Annotated in this window: 15 protein-coding genes; 7 read left to right on the top strand and 8 right to left on the bottom strand. The window is 73.4% G+C overall.

Annotation, left to right across the window (positions count from 1 at the left end):
• Positions 1 to 86 precede the first annotated feature (86 nt).
• Positions 87 to 1418 (bottom strand): aminotransferase class I/II-fold pyridoxal phosphate-dependent enzyme, encoded by a 1332-nt coding sequence (locus tag ESG85_RS03705; RefSeq protein WP_128976559.1) that lies wholly within the window; start codon positions 1416 to 1418, stop codon positions 87 to 89.
• 35 nt (positions 1419 to 1453) lie between these two features.
• Between ESG85_RS03705 and ESG85_RS03700 the strand changes: the two genes are divergently transcribed.
• Both ESG85_RS03700 and ESG85_RS03695 read left to right on the top strand, forming a co-directional pair.
• Positions 1454 to 2194 (top strand): pyridoxamine 5'-phosphate oxidase family protein, encoded by a 741-nt coding sequence (locus ESG85_RS03700; RefSeq protein WP_246094790.1) that lies wholly within the window; start codon positions 1454 to 1456, stop codon positions 2192 to 2194.
• An 82-nt stretch (positions 2195 to 2276) separates the two neighbouring features.
• Positions 2277 to 2705 carry a VOC family protein gene (locus tag ESG85_RS03695; protein WP_128976557.1) on the top strand — a complete coding sequence of 143 codons (429 nt, stop codon included), beginning with the start codon at positions 2277 to 2279 and terminating at the stop codon, positions 2703 to 2705.
• 30 nt (positions 2706 to 2735) lie between these two features.
• Here ESG85_RS03695 and ESG85_RS03690 read toward each other — a convergent pair whose 3' ends face one another.
• The 3 genes from ESG85_RS03690 to ESG85_RS03680 all read right to left on the bottom strand — a co-directional run bounded on the left by ESG85_RS03690 (position 2736) and on the right by ESG85_RS03680 (position 5577).
• Entirely contained in the window at positions 2736 to 3683 is a 948-nt protein-coding gene (locus tag ESG85_RS03690) for a DMT family transporter (RefSeq protein ID WP_128976556.1), read from the bottom strand.
• 254 nt (positions 3684 to 3937) lie between these two features.
• A complete protein-coding gene (locus ESG85_RS03685) occupies positions 3938 to 4939 on the bottom strand; it encodes an EamA family transporter (RefSeq protein WP_128976555.1) in 1002 nt (333 codons plus the stop codon).
• 41 nt (positions 4940 to 4980) lie between these two features.
• Positions 4981 to 5577, bottom strand: a complete 597-nt coding sequence (locus ESG85_RS03680; protein WP_425471148.1) for a Clp protease N-terminal domain-containing protein — start codon at positions 5575 to 5577, stop codon at positions 4981 to 4983.
• 371 nt (positions 5578 to 5948) lie between these two features.
• Between ESG85_RS03680 and ESG85_RS03675 the strand changes: the two genes are divergently transcribed.
• Together ESG85_RS03675 and ESG85_RS03670 are read left to right on the top strand one after the other, a co-directional pair.
• Positions 5949 to 6161, top strand: a complete 213-nt coding sequence (locus tag ESG85_RS03675; RefSeq protein WP_128976554.1) for a hypothetical protein — start codon at positions 5949 to 5951, stop codon at positions 6159 to 6161.
• Between the two features lie 70 nt (positions 6162 to 6231).
• The gene (locus tag ESG85_RS03670) at positions 6232 to 6660 is read left to right on the top strand and encodes a type II toxin-antitoxin system Rv0910 family toxin (protein ID WP_128976553.1); all 429 of its coding nucleotides are present in this window, start codon (positions 6232 to 6234) and stop codon (positions 6658 to 6660) included.
• Between the two features lie 118 nt (positions 6661 to 6778).
• On the opposite strand, the gene ESG85_RS03665 is transcribed toward ESG85_RS03670, so the two are convergent.
• Positions 6779 to 7411 (bottom strand): PadR family transcriptional regulator, encoded by a 633-nt coding sequence (locus tag ESG85_RS03665; protein WP_128976552.1) that lies wholly within the window; start codon positions 7409 to 7411, stop codon positions 6779 to 6781.
• A gap of 206 nt (positions 7412 to 7617) precedes the next feature.
• Here ESG85_RS03665 and ESG85_RS03660 point away from each other — a divergent pair, with 206 nt between their 5' ends.
• The gene (locus tag ESG85_RS03660; RefSeq protein WP_128976551.1) at positions 7618 to 8427 is read left to right on the top strand and encodes a PhzF family phenazine biosynthesis protein; all 810 of its coding nucleotides are present in this window, start codon (positions 7618 to 7620) and stop codon (positions 8425 to 8427) included.
• Positions 8428 to 8603: 176 nt separating this feature from the next.
• On the opposite strand, the gene ESG85_RS03655 is transcribed toward ESG85_RS03660, so the two are convergent.
• Together ESG85_RS03655 and ESG85_RS03650 are read right to left on the bottom strand one after the other, a co-directional pair.
• On the bottom strand, positions 8604 to 9410 hold the full coding sequence (locus tag ESG85_RS03655) for a CPBP family intramembrane glutamic endopeptidase (RefSeq protein ID WP_425471147.1): 807 nt from the start codon (positions 9408 to 9410) through the stop codon (positions 8604 to 8606).
• A 49-nt stretch (positions 9411 to 9459) separates the two neighbouring features.
• The gene (locus ESG85_RS03650) at positions 9460 to 10977 is read right to left on the bottom strand and encodes a glutamate-cysteine ligase family protein (RefSeq protein WP_128976550.1); all 1518 of its coding nucleotides are present in this window, start codon (positions 10975 to 10977) and stop codon (positions 9460 to 9462) included.
• A gap of 495 nt (positions 10978 to 11472) precedes the next feature.
• Between ESG85_RS03650 and ESG85_RS03645 the strand changes: the two genes are divergently transcribed.
• Both ESG85_RS03645 and ESG85_RS03640 read left to right on the top strand, forming a co-directional pair.
• Positions 11473 to 12081 carry a hypothetical protein gene (locus ESG85_RS03645; protein ID WP_128976549.1) on the top strand — a complete coding sequence of 203 codons (609 nt, stop codon included), beginning with the start codon at positions 11473 to 11475 and terminating at the stop codon, positions 12079 to 12081.
• Between the two features lie 310 nt (positions 12082 to 12391).
• Positions 12392 to 12598 (top strand): DUF5999 family protein, encoded by a 207-nt coding sequence (locus ESG85_RS03640; protein WP_128976548.1) that lies wholly within the window; start codon positions 12392 to 12394, stop codon positions 12596 to 12598.
• A gap of 84 nt (positions 12599 to 12682) precedes the next feature.
• Here ESG85_RS03640 and gcvP read toward each other — a convergent pair whose 3' ends face one another.
• Positions 12683 to 15568, bottom strand: coding sequence for an aminomethyl-transferring glycine dehydrogenase (gene gcvP / locus ESG85_RS03635; RefSeq protein ID WP_128976547.1), 2886 nt, complete (start codon positions 15566 to 15568; stop codon positions 12683 to 12685).
• Positions 15569 to 15698 lie beyond the last annotated feature (130 nt).

Raw genomic sequence — 15698 nt, 5'->3', positions numbered from 1 at the left:
GGGTGCCGGTCACCGGTCCCCGGCCGCCGGGGGCGCCTACCCGCCGTCCGACGGCGAACCCGAAGGGCCGCCCGGCGGGCCTCCGTTCACCCGTAGCTGCGCGCGGGTGCCGGCCCCGCCGCGTACGCGACGGCGTCGGCGAGCGGTTCCAGGTCGGCGCGGGTGAGCCCGGAGACCGTGAACCGTACGGCCGGACCCGCCTCCATGCGGAAGCGCGCGCCGGGCGCGACCGCCCAGCCGGCCGCGAGGAGCCGGGCGACGGCGCCGGTCTCGTCGGCGACCGGCACCCAGACGTTCATGCCGCTGCGCCCGTGCGCCGCCACGCCGCGCCGGGCGAGCGCGCGGACGAGGCCGTCGCGCCGCGCCCCGTACGACGCCGCCACGACCTCCGGCTCGACCGCGCCCGTCCGCCACAGGTGCACCACGGCGCGCTGGAGCAGCCGGCTGACCCAGCCGGGTCCGAGCCGCTGACGGCCGAGCACCCGGTCGACGGTCTCGGCGCCGCCGGTGAAGGCGGCGACCCGCAGGTCCGGCCCCCACGCCTTCGCCACCGAGCGCACGAACGCCCATTTCCCCGCGCCGGTCGCGAGCGGATGCAGCGGCTGGGCGACGATGCCGTGCCCGTGGTCGTCCTCGACGAGCAGCACGTCGGGGTGCGCGTCGAGGACCGCCCGCAGCGCGGCGGCGCGGTCGGCGGTGACGCAGGCGCCGGTCGGGTTCTGCGCCCGGTCGGTGACGATGAGCGCGCGGGCTCCGCCCCGCAGCGCCCGGGCCACCGCGTCGGGCAGCGGCCCGTCGTCGTCGACGGCGACCGGCACGGGCCGGAGTCCGAGGGCGGGCACGAGGTCGAGCAGACTGCCCCAGCCAGGGTCCTCGATGGCGACGGCGTCACCCGGCCGCAGATGGGCGAGGAGCACGCGCTCGACCGCGTCGAGCGAACCGGAGGCGACGCCGACCGGTCCGGCCGGCACCCCGCCCTCGTCGAAGGAGGCCCGGGCGAGCCGGGCGAACTCCTCGTCCACCGGCGCTTCCCCGTACATCGTCGGCCGCCCGGCGTACTCGCCGGCGACCGTCGCGAGCACGGAGTCGAGCGCGGGCAGCAGGGCGGGGTCGGGACTGCCGTTGCTCACGTCCCGGACGCCCTCGGGGGCCTCGACGCGGAGGGAGCCGCGGGCCGTCGTCGCGGGCGCGGAGCGCACGCGGCTGCCGCGTCGCCCGTCGGTCTCGATGACACCGCGCTCGCGCAGGGTCCGGTAGGCGGCGGCCACGGTGTTCGGGTTCACGCCGAGGGTGGCAGCCAACTCCCGCATGGGTGGAAGCAGTTGCCCGGGCCCGAGCTGCCCGGCGCCGACTCCGCGCTCGACGCTGGCGGCGATCTCCGCTGCGCGACGACCTTCGATCCGATACTCTCCTAGCACAAAACACAGTATGCACTAGTGCAATGGAGTCCGCAATGACGTCGACGACGCAGCAGCCGACGGGTCCCTCTTCCGGCGCGCACCAGGTCCCCGGGCCCACGGGATCCCCCGAGGCACCCGACTCGTACGAGCCCACCGAGCGGACCGTTCCCACCCGCTCCCGCGAGCGCGCCTCGTACGACCGCGAGCTCGTCCACGCGATCCTCGACGAGACGTACCTCTGCCACCTCGGATTCGTCCGCGACGGCGCGCCGGTCGTCCTGCCGACCCTCTACGCCCGGACGGGCGAGTCGCTCTACGTCCATGGCTCGACCGGTTCCCGTCCGCTGCGGTCGGCGGGCAGGGGCGAGGACGCGCCGGGCCTTCCGGTCTGCCTCACCGTGACCCACGTGGACGGCCTGGTCCTGGCGAAGTCCGCCTTCCACCACTCGATCAACTACCGCTCGGTCGTGGTGCACGGCGTCGCCCACCAGGTCACCGACCCGGAGGAGCTGTGCATCGCCCTCGACGCGCTGGTCGACCACGTGGTCCCGGGCCGCTCCGGGGACTCCCGGCCGGCGAACGCCAAGGAGCTGGCCGCCACCGCCGTGCTCCGCCTCGACCTGCGCGAGGTCTCGGCCAAGGTCCGCAGCGGCGGCCCCAACGACGACCCCGAGGACGCGGCGCTGCCGCACTGGTCCGGCGTGGTCCCCGTCCAGCGCGGCTACGGCACTCCGGTCCCGGCCGAGGGCCGGCCCGCGGGCACGCCGCTGCCCGACTACCTCGCCGCGCTGTAGGCAGCGGGCGCCGCGCGCCGTCCTCGTCCATGCCGCCTGACACCGGGAACGGCCGCCGGAGCACCCCTGCTATGGTGCGCCGATGTCGACGACCAGGCAGGTTCAGATCACCTTCGACTGCGCGGAGCCCGAGCGCCTCGCACGCTTCTGGTGCGAGGTGATGGGGTACGTCGTCCCACCGCCACCGCGGGGGTTCGACTCGTGGGAGGACTTCGACCGCTCGCTGCCGCCCGCACAGCGGGGATCCCGATTCGCCTGCGAGGACCCCGCGGGCGTGGGACCGCGTCTGTTCTTCCAGCGCGTGCCCGAGGGCAAGGCCGTCAAGAACCGTGTGCATCTCGACGTCCGCGTCGGCACCGGCCTCGTGGGCGAGGAGCGCCTGGCCGCCCTCGAAGCCGAGTGCGCCCGCCTGATACCCCTCGGCGCGGTCCGCGTGCGCCTGCTCTACGACGGTCACGACGCCTGCATCGTGATGCGGGACATCGAAGGCAACGAGTTCTGCCTGGACTGACCCGGGCCCGGGTCCGTCCGGACAGCCCGCCTACGCGACGGTCGCCGCCCTCCGCGTCTCCGCTACGGCGAGCCCCGTGACGGCCAGGAGCAGGAGGAAGGTGCCGGTGACCGTCGCCGTGGTCAGGTGTTCGCCGAGGAGGGTGACCGCGATCAGGGCGGCGCTGACCGGCTCCAGGAGCATGATCACCGAGACGGTCGCGGCGCGGACCACGGCGGCTCCGGCGAAGTACAGGGCGTAGGCGAGGGCGGTCGGGACGGCCGCGACGTACAGGAGCAGGGCGAGCATCCGCAGCGGCGCGTCGGTGTGCGGGACGAGCCCTTCCGCGGCGGCCAGGGGCAGCAGCCCCACGGCGCCGACGGCGAAGGACCAGGTCGTGGTGGACAGCGCGTCCCCGCCGCCGCCCGTGCGGCCGAACCGGCGGGCGAGCAGGGTGATCGCCGCGTACCCGGTGGCGGACAGGACCGCGAGCAGGACGCCCGGCAGTCGCACCTCGGCTCCTCCGCCGCCGAGGACGAGGACGCCCAGCCCGGCGAGCGCCCCGCCGACGGCGGCGGCGCCGCCCGCCCCGATCCGCTCGCCCATGAGGAGCCGTGCGCCGACCGCGATCAGCACGGGCCCGGCGCCGAGGGTGACCACGGTGCCGACCGCGAGACCGGTGGCCTGCACGGCGGCGAAGTAGGCGCTCTGGAAGACGGTCAGCCCGATGCCGGTGCCGAGGACGCGGACGAGCCTGCGCCGGCGCGGCTCGGCAGCGGCGGCGGCCTCGGCCCGAGTGCCGCGCCGCAGCGCGAGGACGCCGAGCAGCAGCACAAGGCCGCCCACGCAACGCCAGAAGGACAGGGCCAGCGGGCCCATGTCACTGGCCCGGAAGACCAGCGAGGCCGCTGCTCCCGCCGTGCCCCAGGCGATTCCGGCGACGATCAGACAGATGAGGCTCCGCCCCGTGGACAGGGCGGAACCGACGGCGTTGGACACGTGCGTTCTCCGTGGAAGACAGGGGGTGAGGCGGTCGGTCGCTCGGCTCCGCGGGCGGGCAGCGACGGACCGCCCGGGGGCCTGTCGGCGCGCCCGGGCCCGGTCTTCGTCAGCGGAAGGTGCCGCCCGCGCTACGCGGCGGGAGGCGGAAGAACGGTCGCGTGCATGGTCAGGATCCTAGGACATCGCGCGGTCGGAGCCGCAGGCCGCTGCGAAGCTCGCGGCCTCGCCGCCTCACCCCTCAGGAGGAGACCTCAGGAGGAGACCCGCTCCCCCGACGCGCCGGCCCCCTCGGTGGCCGGGTCAGCGGCCGGCCCGGCCGAGGCCGCCACCGGTTCGGCAGGCAGCGCCTTGGGCGTCGACGACTGGGCGATGAAGGCGCCGACGAGGACCAGCGCGCCGCCGGCGATCTGCGGCAGCGCCAGGTGCTCGCCGAGGAGCACCCAGGCGAGGACCGTCGCGACGACCGCCTCCAGGCAGGCCACCACCCCGGCGACCTGCGGCGACAGCCTGCGCACCGAGACGACGCCGGTGACGTACGCGAGGACGGTGGCGATCAGCACGATCCAGCCGAGCAGTATCCACGCCGGGGTCGCCGTGCCGTTCAGGTCGGCGGTGCCGCCGAGGACCGACCAGTCCATGCCCCACGGGCGGGCGACGGCGGTGAGCACGAGGGCGCCGCCGAGGAGCCCGTACGCGATGACGCCGAGCGGGTCGGCGGAGTCGGCCTCGTCGCCGCCGTGGTCGGACAGGACGAAGTAGCCGACCTGGCAGCAGGCCGCGGCAAGCGCGAGGAGCAGGCCGAGGAGATCGAAGCCGAGGCCGGACCAGACCTGGACGACGCAGGCGAGCCCGCCGACGGCGAGGACGACGCCGAGCGCTGCGGCGCGGGTCACCGGCCGCCGCTGGACGAAGCGGACCCAGCCGAGGACGAGGGCGGGCGCCAGGTATTCGACGAGCAGGGCGACGCCGACGGGGATCCGGGAGATCGAGGCGAAGTAGAAGGCCTGGACGCCGGCGACGGCGAGCAGGCCGAAGCCCGCGAGCAGCCCGGGCTTGCGGCGCACCAGGTCCCGGTGGCGCCAGGCCACGGGCAGCATGACGAGGGCGGCACCGGCCACCCGGAGCCACACCACGTGGAGCGGATCGAGGCCCGCCTCGATGAGCGGCTTGGCCGCCACTCCCGAACCACCGAATGCGAAGGCCGAGGCCAGGGCGATTCCCAGGCCGGCGCTTCTCCCCTGAGACGCGTGCATCGGGCCATCATGACAGGACCGGGTCAGCAGCGTAAGTGCCGTTACACCTGTTGAGACGGCTCCTCGATCCGGGCGGTCAGGGCGAGGGCGTCGACCCCGGCCCGGCGCAGCACCTCGGCGGCCCGGTTGCCGGGATCGGCGGCGAGTGCGGCGAGCAGGTCGAGACCGCGGACCCGCCGGTCCCCGCGGCGCACGGCGCGCTCGAAGGCGCCCGCGAGGGCGGTGCCCGCGGCGGGCGACCAGCCGGCGGCGCCGTTCCCGCCGCCGCGCACGACGGGCAGGCCGGAGCCGGTCTCCTCGGCGGCGCGCTGCCAGCGCAGCCCGTAGCCGATCGAGCGCTGGACGAGGTAGCCGAGGACGCGGGCGAGCCGGTCGCCCTCGTCGAGCACGGCGGCGGTCTCGGGGTCGGCCTCGACGAGGGAGTGCAGGAGGTGGGCGGTGTCGATCTGCCGGTCGCCGTCCCGCAGGGCCCGCCGCCGAGCGCCGCCGACCGCCGTCATGAGCTCCGCGGTCAGCCGGTCCTCGAAGTCGGCGCACTCGGCACGGCGCTCGGCGGCCGAGGGAAGCCGCCCGGAGGCCACCCGGGGCGCGGGCGCACGGCCGGACGAACCGGTCAGGGGCACCGGCGAGGTCGACACCGGCGTCCACGAGGCAGGCGCGGACGGGGACGGGGGCGGGGACGGTGCGACGGACTGCGCCGAAAGCCCGGAAGGCTCCGCCGACGGCCCGGAAGGACGTGAGGACGCGGCGGCAGGGGGCACGGGCCGTATGGAGGGGACCGGAGGCGGGACCGGAGGGACAGGAACTTGCACCCTTCCAGCTCATCAGCCCCGGCGGGCCCGGACATCCCCGCCGAGGAGCATGTGCGCATCCCACCGGAGTCGGGCACGGACGACCGGTTCCTCCTCCTTGCGGAGGAGATCCGGCGAGTTCTCCCTCCAGGGGCGCGCGCCGCCTTGCCATGCGCCCTCCACGCAACCACTGGCCGGTCGCGTGACGTCCTTCAGGCATGTTCTGGATGGTGGCCCTGCTCGCGCAAGACGGGCGGCAGTACGTCTACCGCGTCTACGCGCCGCGGGACGCGCTGCCCGCCGATCTCTTCTGGGCCGCGTTCCACTGTCACGACGAGGGCGACGGACCGCGCGCCTCCGACTGGTTCGACTCCGCGCAGATGTGGTGGATCGACGGCGAGACCGCAGAACTGACAGTTCATCAGTATTGAATGTTCACGCCCCTGCGGCTACGTTCCGCGACACCGAACTGCCGACAGGTACGCGTGAAGGGGTGGTCCCATGGCCGAAGTCAGCGCGGAGGCACGCATCGAGGCACCGGCCGAGAAGGTGTGGGCACAGCTCACCGACTGGGGCGCGTACGGTCAGTGGAACGCCACCCACACCAACTTCCCGAACGGCGGCCCGGCCACCCTGGAGACCGGCGCGACCTTCGCGGAGAACATGAAGCTGATGGGCTTCCCCGCCGAGGTGACCTGGCGGGTGGAGGAGCTGGAGACCGCCCGGGTGCTCGCGATCCGCGGCAAGGGCCCGATGGGCGTCGACGTCGGCACTCGCTACTCCCTCACCGCCGACGGCGAGGCCACCACCGTACGGATCGACGGGGAGTTCACGGGTGCGGCCGTGTCCCTCATGGCGGGCAAGCTGAAGGACTCGGCGACGGCGGCGCTGACCGAGTCGCTGCGCAAGCTCGCCGGCCTGGTCGCCTGACCGGCCCGCTCCGTACGCGAAGGGGCCCCGCGGTCACGTCGCCGCGGGGCTCCTCGTCACTTCCGGGCCCGCCCTCCGGCCGCCCTCCCGACCCGAGCGCTCACCACACGCGGTGCGGTCAGTGCTCGTCGGCCAGGATCAGGTACAGCTTCTTGCGGGCCTCGTTGATGACCTCCACCGCCTTCTGCCGCTGGTCGGCGCTGCCGGTCTTCCAGACCTGCCCGAAGGCCTCCATCAGACCGAAGCCGGCCTGCCGGATCTCGTTCACGGCATCCCAGTCGACGCCGCGCCCGACCTCCTCCCACGGGGCCTCCGGACCCGCCTCCGCCTCGCCGCGCCCGGCGTCGGTGAGCGTGAACAGCTTCTTGCCGCCCTCGCTCTCGCTGGCGATGAGGCCCTCGTCCTCCAGCATCTGGAGGGTCGGGTAGACCGAGCCGGGGCTGGGCTTCCAGGCACCGCCGGTGCGCTCGACGATCTCCTGGATCATCTCGTAGCCGTGCATCGGGCGGTCCTTCAGGAGCGCCAGGATCGAGGCGCGCACATCGCCGCGCCGCGCCCTGCCACGGCCGCCGCCGCGGCCCCTGCCGCCCCAGGGGCCTCCGCCCCAGGGCCCGCCGAAGCCCGGCCCGAACTGCCCGAAGGCCGCGCGCCGCCCCTCGAATTCACCACGAGGGCCAGGACCGCACGGCCCGCGTCCGGCCCCGGGGCCGCTCCCGTGTCCGTGCCCGAATTCATGTCCGTGGGTACGCATCGCCGCACTCCTTCCATCGAGACTCATCGTTGAACTGTCGCGATGCCTCAACGATATATCGGAACACTACGTCCGACAACACCCGCGGCACCCGACGGCGCCCACCGCCGCGCCCACCGCCGCGCCCGGACCCGGCCTCCCGCCCGGGCCAGTCGTCGCGGATTGGCCTTGGCCCGTGGTTTTCCGGCTCGGGTACGGTCCGTCCCATGCGGATGCGAATCGTCGATGCCTTCACCGACCGGCCCTTCTCCGGCAACCCGGCCGGAGTCCTGCTCCTGGACGCCTTCCCCGAGGACGCCTGGCTCCAGAAGGTGGCCGCCGAGGTCAACCTCTCGGAGACCGCCTTCGCCCACCCGCTGCCGCCCGGCGGCGAGGCCGACTGGGCGCTGCGCTGGTTCACGCCCACCACCGAGGTCGACATGTGCGGCCACGCCACCCTGGCCACCGCCCACGTCCTGCGCGGCACGGGCGTCGCCACCGGAACCGTCCGCTTCGCCGCCCGGTGCGGCGTCCTGATCGCCACGGCCGAGCCGGACGGCACCATCACCCTCGACTTCCCGACCAGCTCGCTCACCCCGGTCCCGGCGCCCGAGGGCCTGGAGAAGGCGCTCGGCGCGAAGCCGGTCGCCGTCCACGACACCGCCCCCCACATCGGCGACCTGGTCGTGGAGCTGGCCGACGAGGCCACCGTCCGCGGCCTCGCCCCGGACTTCGCCCTGCTGAGCAGCCTGTCCGAGCGCGGGATCATCGCGACCGCCGTCGCCGACGACCCGGAGGGCGCGTACCAGTTCGTCTCACGCGGCTTCTTCCCGGCCGTCGGCATCGACGAGGACCCGGTCACCGGAAGCGCCCACACGGCTCTCGCGCCGTACTGGTCGGCCCGCTTCAACCGCGACGAGCTGACCGGCTTCCAGGGCGGCGCGCGCACCGGCATCGTCCGCACCCGTCTGCGCGGCGAGCGCACCCACCTCAACGGCCACGCGGTCACCGTCATCGACGGCGAGCTGCACGCCTGAAGGAACCCCGAGGGACCGGAACCCCTGGAGTCGGGAACACCCCACCCCGGACACCCCGAGGCCCCGGGGCATCCCGAGGACCTGGGACACCCGGGGCCCCGGGGCCCCGAGAACGCCTCAGGGGCGTACGGCCCCTGCCGTACGCCCCTGAGGCGAGCCCCCGTACCGCCGCGCACTCACGGCGTCGGGAGCCAGCTCACCTTCCCGGCGAGCAGCCCGTAGCCCACGAAGGCCACGATGTCGAGCAGCGCGTGCGCCACCACCAGCGGGCCCACCCGGCCCCAGCGCCGGTACAGCCACGCGAACACCACGCCCATCACCATGTTGCCGAGGAATCCGCCGATGCCCTGGTACAGGTGGTACGAGCCGCGGAGCACCGCGCTCGCCGCGAGCGAAGCCTTCGGGGACCAGCCCAACTGGTCGAGCCTGCGCAGCAGGTAGCCGACGACGATCACCTCCTCCAGGACGGAGTTCTGGATCGCCGAGAGGATGAGGACCGGGTACTTCCACCACACGTCGGGCAGCGACTCGGGCACCACGGTGAGGTTGAACCCGGAGGCGCGCGCCGCCAGGTAGAAGGCGAGGCCGGCGCTGCCGATGCCGGCCGCGACGAGCGCCCCGCGGCCGAGGTCCGGCCACGGCCGGGTGCGGTCGAAGCCGATCGCCCGCAGCCCGCGCGCCCCGGCGCCCTCGCGCAGCAGCAGGTGGGCGACGAGGACGACCGGCACGAGCGCACTGGCGATGCCGAACAGCTGCCACGCCAGGTCGAGCCACGGCCGCCCCGGAGCGTACGAGCCGTTGAGCGTGGCGGCCTGTGCCTTGAGGGAGCCGGGCTTGGTCAGCGAGCCGACGAAACTGATCAGCGAGGACAGCGCACTCGCGCCGAGCGAGAGCGCGAGCACGATGAGCGTCTCGGAGCGCAGGATTCCGCGCGGGAGCCCGTCGGGAGGCAGGGAAGCGTCCACCGTTCGTTGCTCCGACACCACGCCCGCTCTCCCTCGCGCTCGCCCTCCGGGATACGGGGAACCCTACCTACGTGACCGGTGCGGCGCTCTCGGCCCCCACCGGCCAGGTGTGCACCGGCTCCCCGGTGAGCATGAGCTCGCGGTAGCGCCGGGTGGTGGCCGCGAGGGCGGCCGGGCGGTCGAGGCCCGACTCCAGGAACCGGTGGAAGGTGTCCGCCTGCCAGGAGGCGCCGTTCACCCGCCGCCGGCAGCGCTCCTCGATCACGCCCAGGTAGAAGTCGCGGTCGCGCCGCTCGATGTGCCAGGCGTCGAGCCCGGCCGCGGCCAGCGGCAGCAGCTCGTCGAGTACCAGCCGTACGGCGGGCACGGTCTGCACGCCGCCGGCGCGTCCCGGGCGGGGCCAGCGCAGCTCCGCGTCGATGCCGTGGCGGCAGGCGGTGTCGAAGTTGTGGCCCGCGTCGGCGAAGTCCATCCGTTTCCAGACCGGCCGGGAGTCTTCGGCGAGCGAGCGGACGAGTCCGTAGTAGAAGGCGGCGTTGGCGACGACGTCGGTGACCGTCGGTCCGGCCGGGAGCACCCGGTTCTCCACCCTCAGGTGGGGGACGCCGTCGACCCAGCCGTAGACGGGCCGGTTCCAGCGGTAGACGGTGCCGTTGTGCAGGACCAGTTCCTGGAGCCTGGGCACCCCGCCCTCGTCCAGGACGCGCAGCGGGTCCTCGTCCTCGCAGATCGGCAGCAGGGCCGGGAAGTAGCGCAGGTTCTCCTCGAACAGGTCGTAGACCGAGTCCACCCAGCGCTCGCCGAACCAGGTGCGCGGGCGCACGCCCTGTGCCTGCAGCTCGGGCGGCCGGGTGTCGGTGGCCTGGGTGAACAGCGGCGGCCGGGACTCGCGCCACAGCTCGTGCCCGAACAGGAAGGGCGCGTTGGCGCCCACGGCTATCTGGACCCCGGCGACGGCCTGGGCCGCGTTCCACAGGGCGGCGAAGCGCGGCGGGGTCACCTGGAGGTGCAACTGAACCGAGGTGCAGGCGGCCTCCGGGACGATCGAGGCGGCGGTGCAGTGCAGCCGCTCCACGCCCTGGATGTCGAGCGTGAAGTCCTCGCCGCGGGCGGCGAGTATCTGGTCGTTGAGGAGCGCGTAGCGGTCGGCCGCGGAAAGGTTCGCGTGGACCGCGTCGTCCTGGGTGAGCGTCGGCAGTATGCCGATCATCAGGACGCCCGCGTCCAGCTCCCGGGCCTTGCGGTCGGCGTACCCGAGTCCGATGCGGAGTTCTTCGGCGAGCCGGTCGAATACGTGGCCGTCGAGCCGGTGCGGGGCGATGTTCACTTCCAGGTTGAACATGCCGAGTTCGGTCTGGAAATCCGGGCTGGCGATCCGGTCGAGAACCGGTGCGTTGAGCATCCTGGGCAGCCCGTCGTCGCCCGCGAGATTGAGTTCGATCTCCAGGCCCATGAGATTGCGGGGCCGGTCGAACCGCTTCTCCGCGAGCAGTCGCGCGAGTGCCGCGAGGCACTGCTGGAGCTTGCGACGGTAGCGCTGCCGGTCGGACGGGCCGAACCCGTCGGCCACGACCTTCTCCCCCATCGAGGGTCCTTCCCGAGTGGGCGGCCGCCGCGACGGCCGCGAGCGTCACGGACGATGATGCCCCGTCGGCTGATCGACAACCCCTGCGGAACGCAGGTGTGATCCGTTACTCTTGGCAGGCTTTCTCCGGAGGCAGTCTCCACGGGCAAAGAGAATCGACATATACCAATGTCATATTGTCCGCACTGCACCGGCGCAGCACGGGGCGAGATTCGGCCGACCGGCCCGGCGGAGAAAGCGCAGGCAGCGGTTTCGCGGAGCCATGCATTCCATCGAATCGCCCGGGGAATACGACCGAATGACGCCTTGTCAGGAATATCACCGGCGCCTAGCGGAAACACTGTGTGAACACGTGTCGTATAAACTCCGCGCACGAGGCAGAGTGTTGGCGCACGGCCATGCACCCATGGCCCCCCTCTCTGGCCCCGTCGCTGACAGCGCCGTCGATTACCTGCCCACGCTTCACCGTGTCTCCTGAGTGAGAGGCGACCCATCATGCTCCGACCCTCCCCGGCCCCCGCGCCGGCCCTCCGCAGTGTCCTCGCGGCCCTCGGCTCGCCTTCGGCGGTACGAGAACCGCGCACACCGGCCCTGCGGACCGCACAGGGACCGCTGAGCCCCGAACTGCCCCTGCCCGTCCACGTGCTCGACACGCCCGCGGCCGCCGGCCCGGCCGGTCAGCGGCCACCGCGCACCCGGCTGGCGGGCTGGCGCTTCCTCATCCGCAACGGGGACCGGGCGATCGCCGCCGCCGACACCATGCTCACGCCCGACGGCTGGACCTTCTCCCACTTCTTCGAGGGTCCCTACGTCGCGGCCACCGAACGGGCCCTGATCCAGGCCGAGGCGCTGCCCACCCCGTACCAGCCGCGGCTGCTCTCCGTGCCGGAGCTCTACATGCTGACGCTGTGGCTGCACGCCGACACCGAAGCGGACGGGGCCGGCACCGAGCCCGGACCGGCGGACCTGCTGGTGCCGCTCGCGCCCGCCCCGCCCGGGATCGCGGCCAACCGCCCCTACGGGCTCGCCGATCTGCTCCCGGTGATCGGTCTGCGGCTCACCCCGCCGCCCCTGCTCGGCTCCGCCGCGAGCGCGACGGCCTGACCGCGCGCCCTCTCGGACAGCAGTGCGCCCCAGGGCCTACGGGTCCCGGGGCGCACTGCTGTCCGAGGCGGGTCACGTTCGGACTAGCCCACTGGGACCACCCCGAACCCCCCTAAGTGACGGGGTGGTTGAGCCGAACCGCCCCGAAGGGTGATGCGTCTTCCCCGGAGAGGACGAGCTGCCGCGAAATCCCTGCGGAAAGCCGTCCGTAGGGCAAGACTGGGGACCGGAACCGAACCGACCGACGGGGGCGGCCATGCCGACGAAGAGCCGCAGGACATCCACCACGACGCAGCGAAAGAATCCCTCCATGTGCCAGCACCAGCCCGCCTGTCCCACCGCCGACTCCGCCGACCGGGAGGCCGCCCGCCCTGTGGCCCACCACCCGGAACAGGGCTGGAGCCTGCTGTGCAACGGCGTCCTGCTCTTCGAGGACACCGGTGAGCTGCTGCCGGACGGGCAGATCATCGCCCCGCACCGCCCGCTGACGGCGGCCGGGGTGACGACGGCGGCCTGACGGCCGTCCGCCCGCGCCTCAGGGGCACGGGAAAGACCGAGGGCCGGCCCGGAGACGCGCTCCGAACCGGCCCTCTCGTCATGCTCAGTTGTCGTACTCGTCCAGCGGCGGGCAGGAGCAGACCAGGTTGCGGTCGCCGAACGCGCCGTCGATCCGGCGGACCGGCGGCCAGTACTTGTCCGCGACCGAGACGCCGGCCGGGAACACCGCCTCCTCGCGGCTGTACGCGTGGTTCCACTCGCCGCCCAGCGCCGCCGCGGTGTGCGGGGCGTTGCGCAGCGGGTTGTCGTCGGCCGGCCACTCGCCGGAGCCGACCTTCTCGATCTCGGCGCGGATCGCGATCATGGTGTCGCAGAAGCGGTCGAGCTCGGTGAGGTCCTCGGACTCGGTGGGCTCGATCATCAGCGTGCCGGCGACCGGGAACGACATGGTCGGCGCGTGGAAGCCGTAGTCGATCAGACGCTTGGCGATGTCGTCGACGCTCACGCCGGTGCTCTTCGACAGCGGCCGCAGGTCGACGATGCACTCGTGCGCGACCAGGCCGGCCGGGCCGGTGTAGAGCACCGGGTAGTGCGGCTCGAGGCGCTTGGCGATGTAGTTCGCGGCGAGCACCGCGACCTGGGTGGCGCGCTTGAGGCCCTCGCCGCCCATGAGGCGGACGTACGACCAGGAGATGGGCAGGATGCCCGCGGAGCCCCACGGGGCGGCCGAGATCGGGCCGACGCCGGTCTCCGGGCCCGCGGTGGGCTGCAGCGGGTGGTTCGGCAGGTACGGCGCGAGGTGCGCGCGGACCGCGACCGGGCCGACGCCCGGGCCGCCGCCGCCGTGCGGGATGCAGAAGGTCTTGTGCAGGTTCAGGTGCGAGACGTCGCCGCCGAAGTGACCGGGCTTGGCCAGGCCGACCAGGGCGTTGAGGTTGGCGCCGTCGACGTACACCTGGCCGCCGGCCTCGTGCACCAGGCCGCAGATCTCGGAGACGTGCTCCTCGAACACACCGTGCGTGGACGGGTACGTGATCATCAGCACGGCGAGCTCGTCGCGGTGCTGCTCGATCTTGGCGCGCAGGTCGGTGACGTCGACCTCGCCGTCCTCGGCGGTCTTGACGACGACGACCTTCATGCCGGCCATCACCGCGGAGGCGGCGTTGGTGCCGTGCGCGGAGGACGGGATGAGGCAGACCGTGCGCTGGGTGTCGCCGTTCGCGCGGTGGTACGCGCGGACCGCGAGCAGACCGGCCAGCTCGCCCTGCGAGCCGGCGTTCGGCTGGATCGACACCTTGTCGTAGCCGGTCGCCTCGGCCAGGCGCTCCTCGAGCTCGGTGATGAGCGTCACGTAGCCCTGCGCCTGCTCGACCGGGGCGAAGGGGTGGATCTGGCCGAACTCCGGCCAGGTCACCGGCTCCATCTCGGTGGTCGCGTTCAGCTTCATGGTGCAGGAGCCGAGCGGGATCATGCCGCGGTCGAGCGCGTAGTCGCGGTCGGCCAGCTTGCGCAGGTAGCGCAGCATCGAGGTCTCGGAGCGGTGCGCGTGGAAGACCGGGTGGGTCAGGTACGCGTCGGTGCGCAGCGCGTCGACGGGCAGCGCGTCCTCGGTGACGGCGTCCAGGGCCTCGACGTCGGCGTCGACGCCGAAGGCGGCCCAGACGGCGGCGAGGTTGGCGCGCGTGGTGGTCTCGTCGCAGGACGCGGACACGTGGTCGGCGTCGACGCGGTACAGGTTCACTCCGGCCTCGCGGGCGGCGGCGACGACGGCGTCGGCGCGGCCCGGGACGCGGGCGGTGAGGGTGTCGAAGAAGGCGCCCTGGGTGAGCTCGACGCCTCCCGCGCGCAGACCGGCGGCGAGGATCGCGGCGTAGCGGTGGGTGCGGCGCGCGATGCCCTTGAGGCCCTCGGGGCCGTGGTACACGGCGTACATGCCGGCCATGACGGCGAGCAGGACCTGCGCCGTACAGATGTTGCTGGTGGCCTTCTCGCGGCGGATGTGCTGCTCGCGGGTCTGCAGGGCCAGGCGGTAGGCCTTGTTGCCGTCGGCGTCGACGGAGACGCCCACGAGACGGCCGGGCAGCGAGCGGGCGTGCTTGTCCTGGACGGCCATGTAGCCGGCGTGCGGACCGCCGAAGCCCATCGGGACGCCGAAGCGCTGGGTGGTGCCGACGGCGATGTCGGCGCCGAGCGAGCCGGGCGAGGCCAGCAGGGTCAGGGCGAGCAGGTCGGCGGCGACGGTGACGATCGCGCCGAGCTCGTGGGCCTGGTCGACGACCGGCTTGATGTCGCGGATGGCACCGGAGGCGCCCGGGTACTGGATCAGCACGCCGAAGACGCCGCGCTCGGCGACCTCGGCCGGGATGCCGGCGGACAGGTCGGCGACGACGACCTCGACGCCGGTGGGCTCGGCGCGGGTCTCGATGACGGCGATGGTCTGCGGCAGGGCGTCGGCGTCGACCAGGAAGACGCCGTTCTTGACCTTGCCGACGCGGCGGGAGAGCGCCATGGCCTCGGCGGCGGCGGTGCCCTCGTCGAGCAGCGAGGCGCCGGAGGTGGGCAGACCGGTGAGGTCGGCGACCATGGTCTGGAAGTTGAGCAGGGCCTCCAGGCGGCCCTGGGAGATCTCCGGCTGGTACGGCGTGTACGCGGTGTACCAGGCCGGGTTCTCCATGACGTTGCGCAGGATCACCGGCGGGGTGAAGGTCCCGTAGTAGCCCAGGCCGATCATCGGGGCGAGGACCTGGTTGCGGTCGGCGAGGGAGCGCAGCTCGGCCAGCACCTCGGCCTCGGTGCGGGCCCCCGGCAGGGCCAGGGCCTCGGCGTTCTTGATGACGTCCGGCACGGCGGCGGCCGTGAGCTCGTCGAGGGAGCCGTATCCGACCTGGGCGAGCATCTTGGCCCGCGCCTCGGCGTCGGGCCCGATGTGCCGCTGCTCGAAGGGGATTCCCTGCTCGAGCTCGGAGAGCGGAATGCGGTTGGCGGTCATGTACGGGGGCCTCCTGGTCGTCACGACCTACGAGGGGCACCTCGGCGCGGGTGCCCGGACGGCCTCCCCCTCTGTCATCTCAACCTGAGAGCTTCACCGGCCGTGCCCCGAGGGCAGGCCGGCTTTCACC

Origin of the sequence: Streptomyces roseicoloratus (assembly GCF_004117935.1) — a bacterium.
In the GTDB taxonomy this organism is placed as follows: domain Bacteria; phylum Actinomycetota; class Actinomycetes; order Streptomycetales; family Streptomycetaceae; genus Streptomyces; species Streptomyces roseicoloratus.
The sequence above is the reverse complement of the archived record's forward strand: the minus strand, read 5'-3'. Positions and strand labels throughout refer to the sequence as shown.

What these genes read in the sequence shown, in the direction of transcription:
- ESG85_RS03700 (WP_246094790.1), top strand. Translation starts at nt 1,454, where the DNA reads ATGACGTCGACGACGCAGCAGCCGACGGGTCCCTCTTCCGGCGCGCAC.
- ESG85_RS03695 (WP_128976557.1), top strand. Translation starts at nt 2,277, where the DNA reads ATGTCGACGACCAGGCAGGTTCAGATCACCTTCGACTGCGCGGAGCCC.
- ESG85_RS03685 (WP_128976555.1), bottom strand. Translation starts at nt 4,939, where the DNA reads ATGCACGCGTCTCAGGGGAGAAGCGCCGGCCTGGGAATCGCCCTGGCC.
- ESG85_RS03675 (WP_128976554.1), top strand. Translation starts at nt 5,949, where the DNA reads ATGTTCTGGATGGTGGCCCTGCTCGCGCAAGACGGGCGGCAGTACGTC.
- ESG85_RS03670 (WP_128976553.1), top strand. Translation starts at nt 6,232, where the DNA reads ATGGCCGAAGTCAGCGCGGAGGCACGCATCGAGGCACCGGCCGAGAAG.
- ESG85_RS03665 (WP_128976552.1), bottom strand. Translation starts at nt 7,411, where the DNA reads ATGCGTACCCACGGACATGAATTCGGGCACGGACACGGGAGCGGCCCC.
- ESG85_RS03660 (WP_128976551.1), top strand. Translation starts at nt 7,618, where the DNA reads ATGCGGATGCGAATCGTCGATGCCTTCACCGACCGGCCCTTCTCCGGC.
- ESG85_RS03650 (WP_128976550.1), bottom strand. Translation starts at nt 10,977, where the DNA reads ATGGGGGAGAAGGTCGTGGCCGACGGGTTCGGCCCGTCCGACCGGCAG.
- ESG85_RS03645 (WP_128976549.1), top strand. Translation starts at nt 11,473, where the DNA reads ATGCTCCGACCCTCCCCGGCCCCCGCGCCGGCCCTCCGCAGTGTCCTC.
- ESG85_RS03640 (WP_128976548.1), top strand. Translation starts at nt 12,392, where the DNA reads ATGTGCCAGCACCAGCCCGCCTGTCCCACCGCCGACTCCGCCGACCGG.
- gcvP (WP_128976547.1), bottom strand. Translation starts at nt 15,568, where the DNA reads ATGACCGCCAACCGCATTCCGCTCTCCGAGCTCGAGCAGGGAATCCCC.